The sequence below is a fragment of the Candidatus Didemnitutus sp. genome (assembly GCA_019634575.1).
Lineage (GTDB): Bacteria > Verrucomicrobiota > Verrucomicrobiia > Opitutales > Opitutaceae > Didemnitutus.
In genome coordinates, this window is record JAHCAY010000001.1 from 3,515,477 (window position 1) to 3,532,468 (window position 16,992).

General features: G+C 68.6%; 11 protein-coding genes. 5 read left to right on the forward strand and 6 right to left on the reverse strand.

Annotated features, from left to right (window positions below; genetic code table 11):
• The first annotated feature begins 54 nt into the window (after window positions 1-54).
• A complete protein-coding gene (locus KF715_14650; protein ID MBX3737933.1) occupies window positions 55-1,782 on the forward strand; it encodes a YHYH protein in 1,728 nt (575 codons plus the stop codon).
• 98 nt (window positions 1,783-1,880) lie between these two features.
• Here KF715_14650 and KF715_14655 read toward each other — a convergent pair whose 3' ends face one another.
• Entirely contained in the window at window positions 1,881-2,612 is a 732-nt protein-coding gene (locus tag KF715_14655) for a response regulator transcription factor (protein ID MBX3737934.1), read from the reverse strand.
• 111 nt (window positions 2,613-2,723) lie between these two features.
• On the opposite strand from KF715_14655, the gene KF715_14660 reads away from it, so the two are divergent.
• Window positions 2,724-4,505: a hypothetical protein gene (locus KF715_14660; protein MBX3737935.1), complete on the forward strand. Its 1,782-nt coding sequence runs from the start codon at window positions 2,724-2,726 to the stop codon at window positions 4,503-4,505.
• 13 nt (window positions 4,506-4,518) lie between these two features.
• Here KF715_14660 and KF715_14665 read toward each other — a convergent pair whose 3' ends face one another.
• The 5 genes from KF715_14665 to KF715_14685 form a co-directional block, all read right to left on the reverse strand.
• Window positions 4,519-5,559, reverse strand: coding sequence for a cupin domain-containing protein (locus KF715_14665; protein ID MBX3737936.1), 1,041 nt, complete (start codon window positions 5,557-5,559; stop codon window positions 4,519-4,521).
• A gap of 150 nt (window positions 5,560-5,709) precedes the next feature.
• A complete protein-coding gene (locus KF715_14670; GenBank protein ID MBX3737937.1) occupies window positions 5,710-7,371 on the reverse strand; it encodes a hypothetical protein in 1,662 nt (553 codons plus the stop codon).
• Window positions 7,372-7,500: 129 nt separating this feature from the next.
• Window positions 7,501-8,292 (reverse strand): fumarylacetoacetate hydrolase family protein, encoded by a 792-nt coding sequence (locus KF715_14675; GenBank protein MBX3737938.1) that lies wholly within the window; start codon window positions 8,290-8,292, stop codon window positions 7,501-7,503.
• Between the two features lie 97 nt (window positions 8,293-8,389).
• Window positions 8,390-9,253, reverse strand: a complete 864-nt coding sequence (locus KF715_14680) for a hypothetical protein (GenBank protein ID MBX3737939.1) — start codon at window positions 9,251-9,253, stop codon at window positions 8,390-8,392.
• Between the two features lie 12 nt (window positions 9,254-9,265).
• Complete coding sequence (locus KF715_14685) at window positions 9,266-11,233, reverse strand: hypothetical protein (GenBank protein MBX3737940.1); 1,968 nt, start codon at window positions 11,231-11,233, stop codon at window positions 9,266-9,268.
• A gap of 412 nt (window positions 11,234-11,645) precedes the next feature.
• Between KF715_14685 and KF715_14690 the strand changes: the two genes are divergently transcribed.
• The 3 genes from KF715_14690 (at window position 11,646) to KF715_14700 (ending at window position 16,911) form a co-directional block, all read left to right on the forward strand.
• On the forward strand, window positions 11,646-13,280 hold the full coding sequence (locus KF715_14690) for a hypothetical protein (protein ID MBX3737941.1): 1,635 nt from the start codon (window positions 11,646-11,648) through the stop codon (window positions 13,278-13,280).
• A gap of 149 nt (window positions 13,281-13,429) precedes the next feature.
• On the forward strand, window positions 13,430-14,050 hold the full coding sequence (locus KF715_14695) for a hypothetical protein (GenBank protein MBX3737942.1): 621 nt from the start codon (window positions 13,430-13,432) through the stop codon (window positions 14,048-14,050).
• A 209-nt stretch (window positions 14,051-14,259) separates the two neighbouring features.
• Complete coding sequence (locus KF715_14700) at window positions 14,260-16,911, forward strand: hypothetical protein (protein ID MBX3737943.1); 2,652 nt, start codon at window positions 14,260-14,262, stop codon at window positions 16,909-16,911.
• Window positions 16,912-16,992: the final 81 nt, after the last annotated feature.

Here is a 16,992-nt window from a genome sequence, read left to right on the forward strand (position 1 = left end):
CCCACATCCGCGCTTAACCGCGGCGCGGTTCACTTCGGTCAACGCTCCACGCCCATGAACCGATCCCGCGCCCCGCGCTTCCTTCTGTTTGTCGCTCTCGCCGCACCGCTCGCCGCCCAGTCGACGGACCCGCGCCTCACCTCGTGGCTCACCGAAGCCTCCGGCAGCTACGCGCGCGTCTACCAGACCAACGCCGACAAGTCCGCCGGCACCACCTCGACGACCTGGCCGCGCGCCGGCCTGCTCAATCGCGGCACCGGCTCCGTCTCCACTGCGACCTACACCGACGTCCAGCGCGTCGCCTACTCGGCCAACTACGTCTACGTCCAAACCACCGGCCTCGCCAGCTACACCATGGGGCCATGGTATGATGTCGACGGCACGACGCTGTTCGGCATGTGGCCGAAGAACCGCGCCGCCATTCACCAGATCCCGCGCAATCCCGCGATCCCGACCACGAAGTCCCTCACGCGCGGCGTCGGCGGCGTGCTCGTGAACGGCGTCTTCCTCTGGAACAACGGCGACGCGCAGTCCTATTCCACGTCGACCGGCACCGTCTCCTTCAACGGACAGGGCATCTGGAACCGCCTCGCCGGCCCCACCGAGGGACCGACCTTCGACGCCGCCAACGCCCACCAGCCGCAGGACGGCCAATATCACAACCACATCAACCCGCGCGCGCTTCGCTACCAGCTCGGCGACGCAGTCACGTTCGACGCCACCACCCAGACCTACAGCGAGGCCACGCCCACGAAGCACTCTCCGATCATCGGCTGGGCCAACGACGGCCTGCCCATCTACGGCCCCTACGGTTACTCCACCGCCAGCAACGCCGCCAGCGGCGTGCGCCGCATGACCTCCGGCTTCGTCAAACGCGACGGCACCAACGGCACCACGAACCTCGCGCTCACCGGCCGCACCACGCTGCCGGTCTGGGCCGCCAGCGTCCAAAACCGCAGCCAGACGCTCGCCTCCAACCAATACGGCCCGGGCACCGCGACGACGGCGATCGGCACCTTCGCCGAGGACTACGAATACCTCGGCGACCTCGGCAAAACGCAGGGCGTCGACTTCGACCTCAACCGCCAGAACGTTCGCTTCTGCGTCACGCCGGAGTTTCCGAGCGGCACCTACGCCTACTTCACCTGCATCGACGCCTCCGGCAACTCCGTCTTCCCCGACGTTATCAATCAGGAATTCTTCGGCACCCCCGCTTCCACTCAGGGCACCGTCACCTCGATCAGCGAAACCGTCACCGAATACGTCCGCGGCGGCCCGGCGGCGGCATTGACGCTCACCGGCACCGCCTCCGGCACCGGCGTCGCGCTCAAGTGGAACTCCGCCGATGGCGCCACCTACAAGGTCGAGTCCTCGTCCGACAACGCCGCGTTCACCACGCTGAGCTCCGCCGTCACGAGCGGCGGCATCGGCACGACCTACACCGCGGCCGCGACGGCGAGCTACTTCCGCGTCACGCTGACCGCCATCGCGACCTACGACACCGCCGGCACGACCGGCGTGCCAGTCGGCACGACCGCGACGCTGCACTACACCGGCACCGGCAGCACGACCACCGGAGCGACCAACGACACCGCGTCCACGGGCGGAACGACGACCACAACCACTCCGACCACCACGACGACCACGACCGGCACCACCTCCAGTGGCTCAACGTCCTCCGCCGGCGGCGGAGGCGGCGGCGCGCCGAGCGACTGGTTTGCGCTCGTTGCCGCCGCGCTCGCGATCGGCCGTGCCTTCGCCAGTCCGGCGAAAAGGAAATGACCTGCTCCGCTCCGCGTAGGCCGCGTGCCTGCCGCGCCCCTCAGTCGGCGACCTCTCCCTGAGCGCGAGCGAGCTCGCGGCCTACGGTGGGGAAATCCTCACTCCGCGCGCGGGTCCACGAGCATGTAGCCGGCGGACCGCACGGTGCGGATGAAACGCGGTTGCTTCGCATCGTCCCCGAGCTTCCGCCGCAAGGCCGAGATGTGCACGTCGATCGAGCGGTCGAAGACGTCGTAGTTGCGGTCGCGACATTCGTCGAGGAGCGCCTCGCGCGTCTTCACGCGGCCGCGCGCTTTCGCGAGCGAGGCGAGCAGGTCGAACTCGACCGGCGTCAACACGAGCGCATCCGCGCCCATCGCGGCGCTGCGCGCATCGAGATTCACGCGCAGGTCGCCGACAACGACCTCCTGCATCGGCGCGGCGCCTTCCGCCACGGCGACGGTGGCCGCCCGTCGCAGCACGGCGCGGAGCCGCGCCAGCAGTTCGCGCGTCGAAAAGGTTTTCGGCAGATAATCGTCTGCGCCCACTTCGAGGCCGACGATGCGATCCATCTCGTCGCCGCGCGCCGTGAGCATGAGCACGGGCACGGAGGTCTTGGCCCGGATGCCGCGCAGCACGTCGAAGCCGTCCAGGCCCGGCAACATCACGTCGAGGATCACGGCGTGCCATTTTTCCGCGGGATCGGTCGCGCGCTCGAGTCCGAGCCGGCCGTCGTGCACGGCGACGACGTCGAAGGCGAGCGGCTCGAGATAGCTCGCGACGAGACGGCAGAGTTTCCGATCGTCGTCGATCATCAGCAGGCGCGTGCGGCCCGACGCGGGTGAGTCCATGGCGGCAGCATGGTGGCCGCCGCGCGCGGCGCCGCAACCTTTACCCGGGCTTAACAATTTCGCCCCGCCGCGCGCACACGCACTTAACCGCGCCGCGCGAGGATGGGCGGCATGCTCCGGCTCGCCCTCATCGTTCTCCTCCTCGCCGCCGATCTGGCGGCGGCCGAATTGCGCGTGCGCATCGAGCCGCGTTGGGGCGAACGCGCCCTGCCGGTGCCGTCCGCGGAGATCGCGACGCCGAGCGGCCAACTCGTGCGCGTGACGCGCCTCGCGGCGCTGTTGTCGGATTTCCAACTGCTCCGGCCTGACGGCTCCGTGGTGCGCCTCGAGGGCCAATACGGCTTCATCGACGCGGCGAGCGGCCGACTGGAGGTCGCGCTGTCGAACGTGCCCGCCGGCGACTACCGCGGCTTGCAAGTGCGCGTCGGCGTGCCTGAAACGGTGAATCACGCCGATCCTGGAATTTGGCCGCCCGGCCATGCTCTGAATCCAACCACAAACGGGCTACACTGGAGCTGGTCGGGCGGTTACGTCTTTCTCGCCCTCGAGGGCTACTGGCGAAACGCCGACGCGGCCGACGCGGCCGGCTTCTCGTATCATCTCGCGAAGGAGCCGCAACTGATGACCGTGCGCTTCCTCTCGGAGTTCACCGTCGCCGCCGCGACTCGCATCGATCTCGCGCTGAACGTCGCGCCGCTCTTCCGGGATCGCCGGATCGCGGCGAGCGACGGGACCGACTCCACACACTCGGCCGACCACGACGCGCTCGCGAATGCGCTGGCGCGCAGCACGGAGCGCGCGTTCTTCTGGCTCGAGGCCGCCGCGGAGACGGCATCGCGCGCGCATGGCGCTGCCGGGGAAGTCGGCGCCCACCTGGCCGACGCGACGGTGCGCGCGGGCACGCCGTTCGCGTTCACCGTCCCGGCGGGATTTCCGCAGCCGGCGCTGCCGGCGGACAATCCGTTGACAGAGGAGGGCGTGGAGCTGGGACGACGTCTGTTCTTCGACCGGCGATTGTCCCGCAACGGCGAGCAGTCGTGCGCGAGCTGTCACGATCCGCGCGCGGCGTTCAGCGACCGCGTCGCGCTCAGTCGCGGCAGCGAGGGCGACCTCGGCCGGCGCAACGCGATGCCGCTCTTCAACCTCGCGTGGCATCCCGCCTACGCGTGGGACGGCACCAAGCGCACGATCCGCGAGCAGGCGCTCGCGGCGATGACCAACCCGATCGAGATGAACGCGCGCATGGCGGACGTCGTGGCCGAGCTCGGCGACGATCCGCGCGTGCGCGAGGATTTCGCGGCTGCGTTCGGCAGCGCGGAAGTGTCCGGTGAGCGGCTGGGCAAGGCGCTCGAACAGTTCCTCCTGACGCTCGTGTCGAATCGCTCGAAGTTCGACGCGACGCTTGCGGGCCGGGCGAAATTCACGCCGCAAGAGCAGCGCGGCTTCGAGCTGTTCGTCACCGAATACGATCCCGCGCGCGGCCGGACCGGCGCGGACTGCTTCCACTGCCACGGCGGCGTGCTCTTCAGCGATTTCGCGGCGAAAAACAACGGTCTCGATCTCGTCGCGGCCGACGCGGGCGCGCAGAACGCGACGGGGCGCGCGGACGACCGTGGACGCTTCAAGACGCCGTCGCTGCGCAACGTGGAGCTGACCGCGCCCTACATGCACGACGGCCGGTTTCAGACGCTCGAGGAAGTCGTCGCGCACTACGACCACGGGGTGCAGCGCGCGGCGAACCTCGATCCGAACCTCGCGAAGCATCCCAAGGCCGGCCTCGCGCTCAACGCCGACGATCAGGCGGCGCTGGTGGCGTTCCTGAAGACGCTCACGGACCGCGAGTATGCGCGGCCGCCACGACCGCGCGCGGACGAGTTCGCGGCGCGCGATTGAGCGCGCCGGCGATTCACTCCTCGCCGTCGAAGTAGTCGGCGTCGGTGGCGCGGAAGATCTTTCGCGGTTTGGGGATGCCGAATTTGCCGGTGTCGGCGTAGCACCAGAATTCGTTGGGCGGATCGTCGGCGATGACGAGGTAGTGCAGTTCCGTGTCGCCGGTGTTGCGGAAACCGTGTCCGACTTGCGGTGCGGCCATCACGCAGTCGCCGGGTTCCACGGCGAACGTCGCGTCGCCGAGGCGGAATTCGCCGCGGCCTTCGAGGAAAACGTAGAATTCCCACTGGAGGGCGTGCCAGTGGAACGGGAGCAGCGTCGCGCCGACGGGGACTTTGCCGAACTCGAGATCGAAGGGATGGCCGCCCGCGTGGAGCGGCGTGCGGTGCTGCGCGCCGAAGGCGAGCGAGACGCCGCGAAACGCGCCGCGGAATTTCCCCTTCGGCGACGACCAGTCCTCCCACGCGATGGCGTCGAGATTCTTGCAGCGCGCGGAGAAGGGCGTCGCGGGTTGCGGCAGCGCCGGGACGTCAATGTTTGCATTACGAACATCCGCGGCGGCGGTCGGAGCGGGGTCGACGGTGTCCTCGCCGTCGAAGTAGTCGACTGGGGTCATCTTGAAGAAGACGCTCGGCGTGCGGAGGCCCCACTTCTGCGAGTCGGGATACCAGAAGCCGTCGAGCGGCGGGTTGTCGGCGATGATAAAGATTTCGAGGTCCTCGCCGCCGGTGTTGATCAACTGGTGCGCCTCGCCCGGCAGATGGAGGAAGCAGTCGCCGGCGCGGACTTCGCGGCGTTCGTTCTCCAGTCGGACGGTGCCGGTGCCGCGGCGGACGACGAAGAGCTCCCATTGCACGATGTGGGCGTGGAGCGGGCACACGGCGGCGCCGGGCGGGACGCGGCGGATTTGGAAGTCGAACGGATGCCCGCCGCCCCAGACGCCGGCGTTGCGGATGCCGCCGAGGGCGAGGGAGACGTTCTTCGCGAAGGAATGGAACTTTCCGGTGGGCGAGCGCTGTTCGAGTTCGGGGACGTCGCGCAGGTTGACCTTGAGCATGCGTGGAAGAGATGTGCGGCGAGCATGCGCGAGCGGGCGAGTGGCGGGCAAGCGTGCAGCCGGACGCGTGGAGAATCGGGCGGTGCGGCGGGATGACGATGAGCGCCGGCCGCGCGGCGGGCGCGGCGACTTCCCGGGCGAGGCCGGGGGTCAGACGATCGTCGTGGTGCCGCCGCCGAGGGTGAGGCTCGAGAAGGGAATCTCGGCGTGCACGCGCCAGCGGTCGCCCGCGCCGGGACCGTGAGTGATCTTGCCGCCGAGTTCGGTGACGCGGCGTTCGAGGTTGCGGAGGCCGTTGCCCTGGCCGGGGGCGGGCGACTGGGGCAGCGTGCCGTTGTTGATCCACTCGAGATGCAGGAAGCCCTTGGCGGAGGAGAAACTCAGGGACGCCTCGGAGGGGCGGGCGTGGCGGAGGGCGTTGCTCGCCAGCTCGCGGCACATGAAGTAGAGCTGCGTCTGCGCCTCGCGCGAGAGGCCGTCGAGCGCGCCGTCGGCGATCTTGAGGTCGAAGGCGCAGCGGGCGCTTTGCTGGATGTGTCGCTCGAGCCGGCTAAGCGCGGTCTCGAGGTCGCGTTCGCGCAGCTCCTCGGGTTCGAGATCGAGGATGAGGTTGCGCAGGTCGGAGGAAGCTTGCTGGAGCATCCGGTTGATGGCGGCGATTTGTTCCGGGCGCGGGGCGAGGCCCTGTTCGGCGCCGGTCTGGACGGCGGCGAGCTGGAGGCCGGCGGCGTAGATGGACTGGATGGGGCCGTCGTGGATGTTGCCGGCGAGGCGAATGCGGAGGGCTTCGTTGGCCTCGACGTCGCGGCGCGAGGTGTCGGGGTTCGATCTTTCGAGTTGGCGGCGCATCTCTTCCTCGAGCATGCGGCCCCAGCGGAGCTGGCCGGCGACGAGGCGGGCGATCTCGCCGAACTCGGTGCGGGAGTTGAGCAGGCCGGCGAGATGCGAGGGCACACGGCTTTCGAGCGAGCGTGTGATCTGGCCGAGCGGACGCAGCACGAGGAACGCGACGACGCTGACGAGCAGGGCGAGGGTCGCGAGTGCGCCGACGAGCAGCAGGATCACGCGGCTGATGAAGGCCTGGCGCGCGGCCTCGAGCAGGTCGAAGTTGAAGCGCAGATCGAGTTGCGCGAGCGGCTGGCCGTCGGGGCCTTTGAGGACGCGGCGGAAGTCGTGCAGCAAGGCGACGGGCGGCAGGACGGCGTCGGCGGGATGCACGGCGATGCGCGCGCCGACGAGGGTGTTGAGTTGGTGCACCCATTGCTCGTCCCAACGGCGCCCGAGCAGCAGGTAGCCGCGCACGGGCGTCTGATGGCGCCAGAATTTCGCGTCCTGGATCGCGGCGGCGTAGATTTCCCAGAGCTCGCCGTCGATGCGGGTGAAATAGCGGAAGGTGTAGCGGTCGGCGATCGTCTGGCGCAGGGCGGCGACGCTGGGAAACGGCACGGGGAGGCGCCGGTAGTCCTTGTCGATGGTGTGAAGGAGCGCGAGGTCGGCGTTGAGCACCCAGACGGCGTCGCCGCCGTTGGGGATGCCGACGATGTTGTCGACGTTGTTGGACGCCCAGGTTTCGTCGGGCTTGTCCATGAACTTCACCATGTCGTCCCACCAGGCGTAGCTGGAGACGAGCGATTCGAGGCCGGCGCCTTGGAGGCGAGTGGCGGTGTCGAAGCGCTCGTTACGCTCGGCGGAGAGGTCGTGCAGCAGGCCCTCGATCTCGGCGCGTCCCTGTTGCAGCGTGATCCAGTAGAGCGTGGTGAAGCCGGCGCACACGAGCAGCGTGACCAGCACGAGGCGGCTGAGGAGATTCATCAGGTGACGCGCGGGAGGCTACGCCGGCGGATGAGCGGGTCAACGCACCTTACCTATCGTTGCTAGGGACAAAGCGCTCTAGATGAAGAAAGGACCAACGGCCCTGTCCCGGAGGCCGGCGTCACGGCTTCACGCGACAGGATTGCTCAGTGTGCCGATGCCTTCGATCTCGACTGCGATGGTGTCGCCGCGCTGGAGCCACACGGGCGGCTGGCGGGCGAAGCCCACGCCTTCGGGCGTGCCGGTGAGGATGAGCGTGCCGGCGGGGAGCGTTTTGTCGGCGGTGAGAAATTCGATCAGCGTCGGCACGTCGAAGATCATGTCGGCGGTCGTCGAGTCCTGCATGACGGCGCCGTTGAGAAGCGAGCGGATGCGGAGCGCGTTCGGGTTTGGCAACTCGTCGGGGGTGACGAGGACCGGGCCGAGTGGGCAGAAGGTGTCGAAGCTCTTTGCGTGGTTCCACTGGCCGCCGCCCCAGTCACGCTGCCAATCGCGCGCGCTCACGTCGTTGGCGCAGGTGTAGCCGAGCACGTAATCGAAGGCGTCGGCGCGCGCGACGTTGCGCGCGGATTTTTTGAGGATGATCGCGAGTTCGGCTTCGTAGTCGACGCGCGTGCTCGCCTGGATCGTGGGAATGCGGATCGCGTCGCCGGGATTCTGCACGGCGCCGGGGAGTTTCATGAACCACATCGGGCGCTCCGGCGGCGGGCGTTTGCCCTCGGCGGCGTGTTTGGCGTAGTTGAGGCCGATGCAGACGATCGTGGCCGGCGCGAGGGGCGCGAGAAGCTTGCCGGGCGTCACGACGCGGTCGGTGACGCGCCACTCGCCGAAGAGGTCGCCGTCGATGGCGCGCGCGGAGCCGTCGGGTTGCAGGGCGGCGTGGGCGGGGCCGGCGTGCGTGAGGTGGCGGACGAGTTTCATGGGAGAACAGCTCAGGGCTTAGGGCTCAGAGCCGAGAGCCAAGCAGACGATGGCGGGTGCGCGCAACGTGCGTTTGCGGCACGGGAAAATCCGGCGCTCAGGGCGCGGCGAGTTTGGCTTCGTAGTAGCGCTGCACGTCGGCCGAGTGGAATTGCAGCGTGGGTGGCGGCACGAGGCTACCGCCGGATTTCGCAACGGTGGCGAGCGTCGTGAGCAACGTGCGCAGGCGGAGGACGCGGCGCGTGGAGAGCGTGAGGGCGTCGTTCGGGCCGAATGCCGATTGGTTGAGCAGGGCGAGCTGGGCGGTGGTGAAAGTGTCGGTCCAGCCGTTGATCGCGTCTTGAAGCGTTTGCTGTTGGAAGGCGGCGTCGGCGGGCAGCACGACGGCGAAGCCGGCTTTCAGACCGATCCACGCGCGCATCTCGAGAAAGTAGTCGGCGACGTCGGGGCAAGGCTTGAGCGCGCCGCTCGCGGCGGATGTGGCGAGTGCCTGCATTTGCGCGGTGGCATTGGCGCGCTCGGCGCGGAAGACACCGCCACCGGCGAGCGATTGCTCGGCCCACCACTTGATGGTGGGAAAGGCGGCGGCGAGCGCTTCGTCGCGCGCGGTGGTGAATTTCGCGCCCTTGAGTTTTTCGAAGGACGCTTGGGCGAGCGCGAACTGGCGCTCGTTGAGGTAGAGGAGGGCTTGGCGGAGATTCAGCGCGGGGCCGAGGACGGGATCGTCGGGGTGCTGTTGGAGAAACGTCGTGAGCCGTTCGGCGGCGCCGGGCGAGGGCTTGGGTCCGGTGTTGGCGTCGGCGGGGACGGTGGTGGCGAGCGCGGGGTCGGCGCTGACGAGCATCTCGTAGTTGCTGCTGCGGACGATGTCGCGGACTTGATCGGTCGTGACGCAGCCGCCGAGTGCGAACGCGACGAGCAGGGCGAGCAGGCGGAAGGAGCGGAGAAGGAGCGGGGACATGGCGGGAAAAACTCAGGCGGTTTGCGGAGCGAGGGATTGGAAGGCGGCGAGGAATGGCGGCGAGGTCGGGTCGAGCGCGGTGAGATTGCCGCGGAGGGCTTGGGCGACGAGGCCGCCGAGGATCGGCGGGATGCCGGCGAGATCGGTGGATTGGCCGAGCTGCGTCTGGGCGACTTGGAGACCGGAGCCGAGGACTTGGAGGAGGAGTTGCTGGACTTGGGCGGCGACGGTCGGCGCGCCGGGCGAGGCGCCGGTGCGGGCGTAGGCGAGCAGCGTCTGGTTGGCGGTGTCGACGAGCAGGCGCTGGGCCCATGCGGCGTGGTTCGAGAATGCGCCTTGCACGGCGGAGAGCACGGCTTGCGCGATGCCGTTGGTGGCGCCGGCGTAGAGCGACGGGTTGCGCGAGATGGCGTCGATGACGGCGGAGGCGAACGCGGCGGCTTGCGCGGAGGTGATCTGGCCGGCGCCGACCCAGCCGGCGAGTTGCGTGGCGACGGCGGTGACGACGGGCGAGAATTTCGTGGAAACGAGCTGGGGGTTTTGCGCGAGGGAAGTCAGCGCGGCGCGGAGGGCCGTCTCGCCGAGCGTGCGCGTGCCGGCGGTGGTGAGGTTCGGCACGGCGGCGAGCGCGGTGAAGATCGACGAGGCGAGCGTGAGCGTCGCGGGGTTGTTGCCGACGACGAGGCTGGGATTTTTCGCGAGCACGCCGAGCGCGTCGGCGAGCAGCGCGTCGGCCGCGGCGGGAGTGAAGAGGTTGCGCGCGGTGAGTTGCTGCGCGGTCGTGGCGGCGGCGGCGAGGAACTGCTGGAGCCACGGCGCGCTCGTGAGCGTGGCGAGCTGCGCGGGGTTGGCGGCGACGGTGTCGATCGCGGCGTCGGCGAGGCGATAGAGCGTGTCGCTGGAGAGGAACTGCGCGTTCGGCGTCTGCGCGAGCTGGCCGACCATCGCGGTGAGCACGCCGGAGAGCAGCGGCTGGCCGGGCGCGAGCAGCGTGGAGCCGTGTTTCTCGAGCGAAGTGAGGCCGGCGCGGAGGAGGTCGCCCCAGTGATCCTCAAAAAATTGGCCGAGCGTGGGATTGGCGGAATTTTGGATGATCGGCGCGGCGGCGCGGAGGACGTCGGCGGCGACGAGCTTGAACGACGCGGCGCTCGAGGCGTCGAGGCGGTCGGCGGCGACGAGCAAGCCTTGGGAAAGGAGGAGCGGCACGCCTTTGCCCTGCAGGAGGCCGAGGAGAAAATTGTCCGGCGTGGGTGAGGCGGCGCGCGCCTTCACGAGGGCGTCGAACGTGGCGTCGAGCCAGGGATTCTCGCTCGGGAGCGCGTGGGCGACGTCGAGGGCGGAGTTCAGCGTGATGCCCAGCGCGGTCTGGAGGAGGGGATTCCAGCTTTCGAATTGGTCCCACTCGGGCTGGGCGAAGCGTTCGAGCACGGACTGAACGACGCTCTGGAGTTTTTCGTCGCGCACGAAGAGCGCGGTGTTCTCCGCGCCGAATTCCAGCACGGTGTCCGCAACAGCGAGGGCGACGCGGCCGGTGAAGCCGATCTGGTCGTTGCTCGGGCCGGCGCTCAGCGCGAAGGCGGCGACGCGCACGCTGAGGTCGTTCCAATCGACGTTGGGGAACGCGGCCTGGAGTTGCGCGAGGTAGGCGGCGTCGGGGTTGAAGGTGGTTTTCGCGACTTCCTCGGGGAAGTATTTGAGGAAGAGCTGATCGAAGACCGCGGTCGGGTTGTTGGCCTCCGCGAGAAAGGTCGCGCGGTCGGCGCCGAAGGGATCGGGATCCTGTCCGGCGGTCGCGTTGAGTTGCTGGAGCGCGAGCGCGCACTGGGCGGGGAGGTTGTCGACGCGGACGGTGGGCATGCCGAGCACGAGCTGGGCTTGCGTGGCGGTTTTCTGCGCCATGAGGCGGTCGAGGCGGCCGCCGAGTTTGACGATCTGCTGGACTGCGGAGAGGACCAGCGAAGCGCTGCCGGGGAGGATCATGGGAGGAGCGGGTGGCGCGTGGCCGCGCGCGGCGCAGGCAGGCAAGGTGCGAGCGAGGCGAGCGGGCGGGTCGGCGTCAGGCGGGGTTGTGCTACTCGCGAGGAGTGGCGTGGTGGTGGCCCGTGATAGGGCGGCATCTTTCCCGGCGCGCCGGCAACTGCAAGGGCGCAATGCGCCGTGACGCGCGGGAGGGCCGCGAGCGGCGCGAAAAGATCTTGGGAGGAGAGCGCGCGCTTGCTTTGCGGCGGGGCGCGGCCTTCGTTCGCGCGCGGGCCAGCTCCTTTCCACGCACCCCTTGCGGCTTCGCTCCGAGAAAACCGTCGCGCACCACGCGCGAGATTCGGGGCGAGCCGTCGATCCAGTTTCCCGGCGCGGCAGGGCCATGACGTGCCGGGCTCACCCGAACACACCCATGAAATCCACCGCTGACCACCGCATGCCCCGCGCGCCGCTCGCGCGCCGTCTCGTCCTCCTCGCCGCGCTTTGCGCCGGCACCGCCTCGTTTGCCCAAGCTCCCGCCGCTGCGCCCGCCACGGCGGCCGGTCCGGCCCCGGCCGGCTTCGACAACTGCCCCATGATCGGCTGGCCGGAACTGCTCCCCGCCTACCTGAAGCCGGGCGCGCCGTTCCCGACCGAAGACACCAAGAACATGCCGACGCCCGACTGCGCGTTCCACCAATGGTCGTGGGAAGCGTTCGTCTGGGCGACCGCGCTCAACAGCAACGGCGTGCCGCGCTTCATGATGTTGCCGACGCCCGCCGATCTGTTCACTGACGCCAAATCCGCCGGCGACATCCATCCGCGCAAGCTCAAGCTCGGCCACCGCGCCCTGCAGGCAAAGGCCGACGGCACGTTCACCGAAAGCGCCGGCGCGATCGTCGAGGCCGACAGCAACATGCTCGTCTCACCGAATGGCTATCCCGTCTACGCCTCGGTGCACATGAACCCGTCGTATTTCGCCACCGCGAAGCGCAACCTCATCGCCACCGGCGGCTACACCAGCCAGCCGGCGAACGATTTCTTCGACGTCGGCGCCGCTGTCTTCAAAGCCACATGGCTCCGCCTCGATCCCGGCCAGCAGCCGCCCGCCGGCGCCTACGTCACGCAAGCCGAGGTGCCCGTGCTCACCGTCTACCGCACGAAGAACACCATGACCGTCGCGCCGAGCGGCCAGACCGTCACGGTGAACGTCGCCCTCGTCGGCTTGCACGTCGTCGGCTACACCGTGAACCACCCCGAGTTCCTCTGGGCCACCTTCGAGCATCAGGACAACACGCCGAAGTTCCCCGACAACACCTGGGACGCCACCTCCACCGCGAGCGACCCGAAGGGCTACACCTTCTACCAGGCGAACACGCCGTGGCAGAACATCAACTACAACCAGGGCAACCAAGCCGCGCCCTACCTGCTGAAGTTCGACCTCGCCTCGCAGAAATTCACGACCGTCACCGTGCCGGTCAACGGCCCGAACTTCACGACCGCCGGCACCACGCGCTCCACCTCGGTCGGCACCAACGTCGTGCTCGCGAACCAGACCGGCAGCGAGACCAACTCCCCGCAAGGCCCGTCCAACATCGCTTCGCTCAACAAATCCGCGAAGACCTTCTACGCCGGCCTGCCCGCGCCGCAGAACGCCTTCGGCAGCTACTTCCTCGTCGGCACCGTCTGGATGCTCCCGAACACCTACGTGCCCTCGAACCCGAACGCGCTCACGCTGAACAACACCAACGCCGTCGGCTCCGTGAACCTCGCGAACACCACCGCCGAGACGTTCTTCCAGGTCCCCGCCGTGCAACCGTCGAACGCCGTGCCGACCACCGGCGGCAACACGATGCTCAACTGCTTCCTCTGCCACAACGCGACCTCGTATAACTTCCAGAACAACCCGCCGAAACTCCCCGCGCGCCTCGTCGCGCTCAGCCACGTCCTCGGCGCCGGTTCGCCCTACGCGGTGCCGAACGTCATGCCCGTGCTCGTGCCGCAGTCCACGCCGCCCCCGACGACCGAGGTCAAGAGCCTCGCCGCCCCCGCGCCGCGCCGACAGTAGGCGGTCGGCGCCCTCGATTCCTTTCGATCGCCGTGTGTGTCAGACTGCGAGCCGGCGATCGAGGGCCAAAGCCCCGCGGGCAACCGCGGGGCTTTTTCGCGCCGCGCGCGACTTGCCTTTCGTTTCGCGGCTTGCTCACTCGGCAACGTATGGCTCCGCCGCGCCGCAAGAACATCTTCCGCCTCGCCCCGCCGCCCCCGATGACGATCTACGTGCGCCGCGGTTTCCTGCGCGTGCTGACGGAGGAGTTCGAGGCGCTGAAAGTGAAACGCGCCGCGCTCGTGGAGGACAAGGTCGAGGCGCACAGCCAGGGCGACCTGCGCGAGAACTTCGGCTTCAAGGCCGCGAAGGACGCCATCCGCGCCGTCGACCGCAAAATGGACGACCTCGACCGTTTCTATCGCCGTAACACATTCATCGAAATCGACCCCGCCGCGTGGCTGACGAAGCCGACCGACTTTGTCCAACTCGGCCACGTCATCAAAATCGAGAAGCAGGACGTCGGAGCGAAACGGAAGGACAGTTTCAAATTCCTCGTCGCGACCTACGGCGAGACCGCGACCGATTCGGAGACGAACATCGAGTGCCTCCCCCACGCATCGCCGCTCGCCGCCGTGCTGCTCGGACTGAAGCCGAACACGCCGACGCAAGTGCAGCTCCCCGCCGGCCCGTCGATCCTCACCGTCATCTCGATCCGCAACGCCACGCAACCCGAGCTCGACCGCCTCCTCGCGCCCGTGCGCGCGCCGGAGATGGAGAGCGAGGAGTGATTCGGCGCGTCGGGCGAGCAGCCTAAGCCGAAGCCTGCGCATAATACGCGGGCGATTTTCAAGGTGTGTGGCACCAAACGGCGCCATTTCGCGCCTTGGGAGGACTGCCGTTCGTCTCGCTCTCCGTCCGGCGGTTACCCCAACGAGAGCCGTCCCGCCGTTCGTTCACCGCCTGCTGCGCACGGCAAACGTCCGTCACCCTCGCCCCCATGCTCCTCGAAGGCCTGCTCACCCAACCGCACCGCGTGCCCGGCACCGTCGCGCTCATCGCCCCGGATGGCTCCGTCCTTGCTGCCGTCGCCACGGCGCCTAATGGCCGTTTCGCGCTCACCTCGGCCGCTGTGCCGCCCGGTGCGGCGCTCTACGGTTTCCCGAATCTCGCGCTCCCCGCCGCGCAGGTGCCCGAGGCCATTTCGCGCTCCGCGAGCGGGCTCGTCTACGAAGCCGCATTGCCGGTCGCACCGCGCGCTGGCGCGCTCATCTACCTGAACGCCGCTTCGACCGCCGCGCGCGCGTTGCAGGCCGCGAGTCCTGCGCTCACGCCGACGCAGGCCGACGCGCACGTGAAGGGCCACCTCTTCGGCGCGATGGTCGCGAAGTTCATGCCCGGTTACTCCGCGGGCTTCCTCGCGCACATCGCCGCGCCGCACGTGCTCGCGTTTCCGAAACTCGAGGCGACCGTCGCGACCGCCGGCGGCTGGCACGCGTGGGGCGCCAGCCTTGCCACGCAGCGACCGCCGGTGCGGCCGTTGTTCGCCACGCCGCCGCCGCGCCGTCCTGCGCACGCGGCCGGCTCGTCGCCCGCGCCGTTGTCAGAGGACGATCCGCCGGAGATTCCCCAATCCGCCAAATGGTCCGCCGACGACACGACGTGGATGGATGTGCTCAGCGCCGAAGATGGCGCGTTCGCCGACAGCATGGAGGATCTGGCGGAGACGACCGACGGCGTCGCCGCAAGCGTCACCGAAAGCGCGTTTTCCACCAGCGCGTCGGACCTGCTCACGTGGGGCGCCAAGGACCTCGTCGGCGGCATGATTTCCGGCGTGGGCAGTCAGCTCATGTCGCTCGTCTGCTCGTGGATTTTTAACTCCGGTTCGAGTTCCGTCTCCGCCGCGCTCGCGCAGATCGACCAGCAGCTCACGACCATCGTGAACAATCAGGCCACGATCATCCAGCAGCTCTCCGCGGTCCTGGCCGAGCTCGATCAGCTCGACGTCAACCTGGTGTCCGAGACGATGGTCACGGCCGTTTCCAACATCCAGTCGTCGGTCCAGATCGCCTCCGGCGCCACCACGGCGACTGGCGGCAATGCGCCTGCCACCCTCGCGGCTTTCGCCGCGGAGGTGCTCAATCCTGACGGCGGCGTGGTCCAGTCGTTGCAGACGATCCACGACACGATCATGGGCGCCGGGCTTGCCACGTCGCTGCCGGCGGCGCTTGCCACTGCGATGACGAGACCCGACGCGGTCTACGGCACCGCCCAGAATTTTCTCTCCAACGGCAACTGCTTCGCCACCGCGCAGTGGCTGTTTCACTATTATTCGATGCTGCAGACGCAGGGCGTGCAGCTCGTCATCCAGGCGCACAATTACCAGGCGAACGCCACCGTCACCAGCGTGACGACTCCGCTGGCAGTCAGTCCCGCCGCTACGGCCGTCTACAACGCCACGCTCATCGGCGGCTCCGGCGCCGATGGCTCCGCGCCGAATCTCGTGCAGCAGCGCGATCTGTTCCGCGCCACGTTCTGGCCGTATTTCCATCGATTCCACGGCCTGCTCGGCGCGCTCCCTGACGACATGGCGACGGGACTCATTCCGCGCGTTTCCGACCAGACACCCGGCACGATCTATTACGAGACCCAGAGCGGCCTGCTCGTGCTCGGGCACTTCTCCGGCAAGCTGCGGAACTGGAGCGCCGGCACCGACGTGCTGAGCAAGAACAGCACCTTGATCGGCAACGCGTGGAATCTCCCGCCGGCGCTGACCGCGTGGCGTTATCCGCTCGGATCGGAGTTCGCGAAAATCTTCGCGCCCACCGGCGGACTCTCGCGCTACGGCGGCTGGAATCTCTTCCAATACCTCTACGACCAAGGCTTCACCGACGACAAAGCCGACTACGTCGCGGGCTTCCAGTTCGGCGCGATCTTCACCGGTGGCAGCGGCTACTGGGGCGATGCGTGGCACACCAACACCCACAAAGCTTGGCCGCAGCCGTCGTTCGCGCACCCGCCCTTCGACATCAACGGCAACCCGATCCCCGTTACCACGAGCCAGGACGGCTCCCGTGCCTTCGAGCCGTGGCACTACTGCTTCAACGGCACCTGGCCCGGCGCGCTCGCGTGCAACAACACCTACCGCTTCATCTCGAGCCAGTGCTACAACATCTACTCACCCGGCGACGCGTCGACCGCGTGGGCGGACCATCCGTGGTTCCAGATCAGCGGCGGCGTCATCGTGACCGATGCATGGGAAGGCTACCTGCCGCCCGGCTCGTATCCGGCCTCGTGTCAGGACATCGCCGTGACCTTCTCGTGCACCGCGCCGCTGTCCAACGGCACGACGACGCAGGTCACCTTTGATCTGACGACGCGCGGCGACATCGCGCTCTCGGTCGTGGACGGCGTCGTGTCCGTCGTGAATCCCTACGCGCCGCCGCTCGTGAACGGCGCGCCGGCCTTCGCCGCCGGCCCGCGCACCGGTTATCTTCCGCCCGGCAATTACGCCGGCTGCACGAACGTCCAGGTGCAACTGGTCTGTCAGGCCAACAACGGCTACGGCTTCGTGCCCGCGAGCTTCGACCTCACGCCCTACGCACTCGGCGGCGTCGCCATCGCGAACACCGACGGCGTGCTCACGGGCTGAGCGCGACGCGATTGAGCCGAGACACCGCGCGATCTACCGCAGCGCTCTCATCCGCCCCGCGACTCCACGATTGCGGGGCGT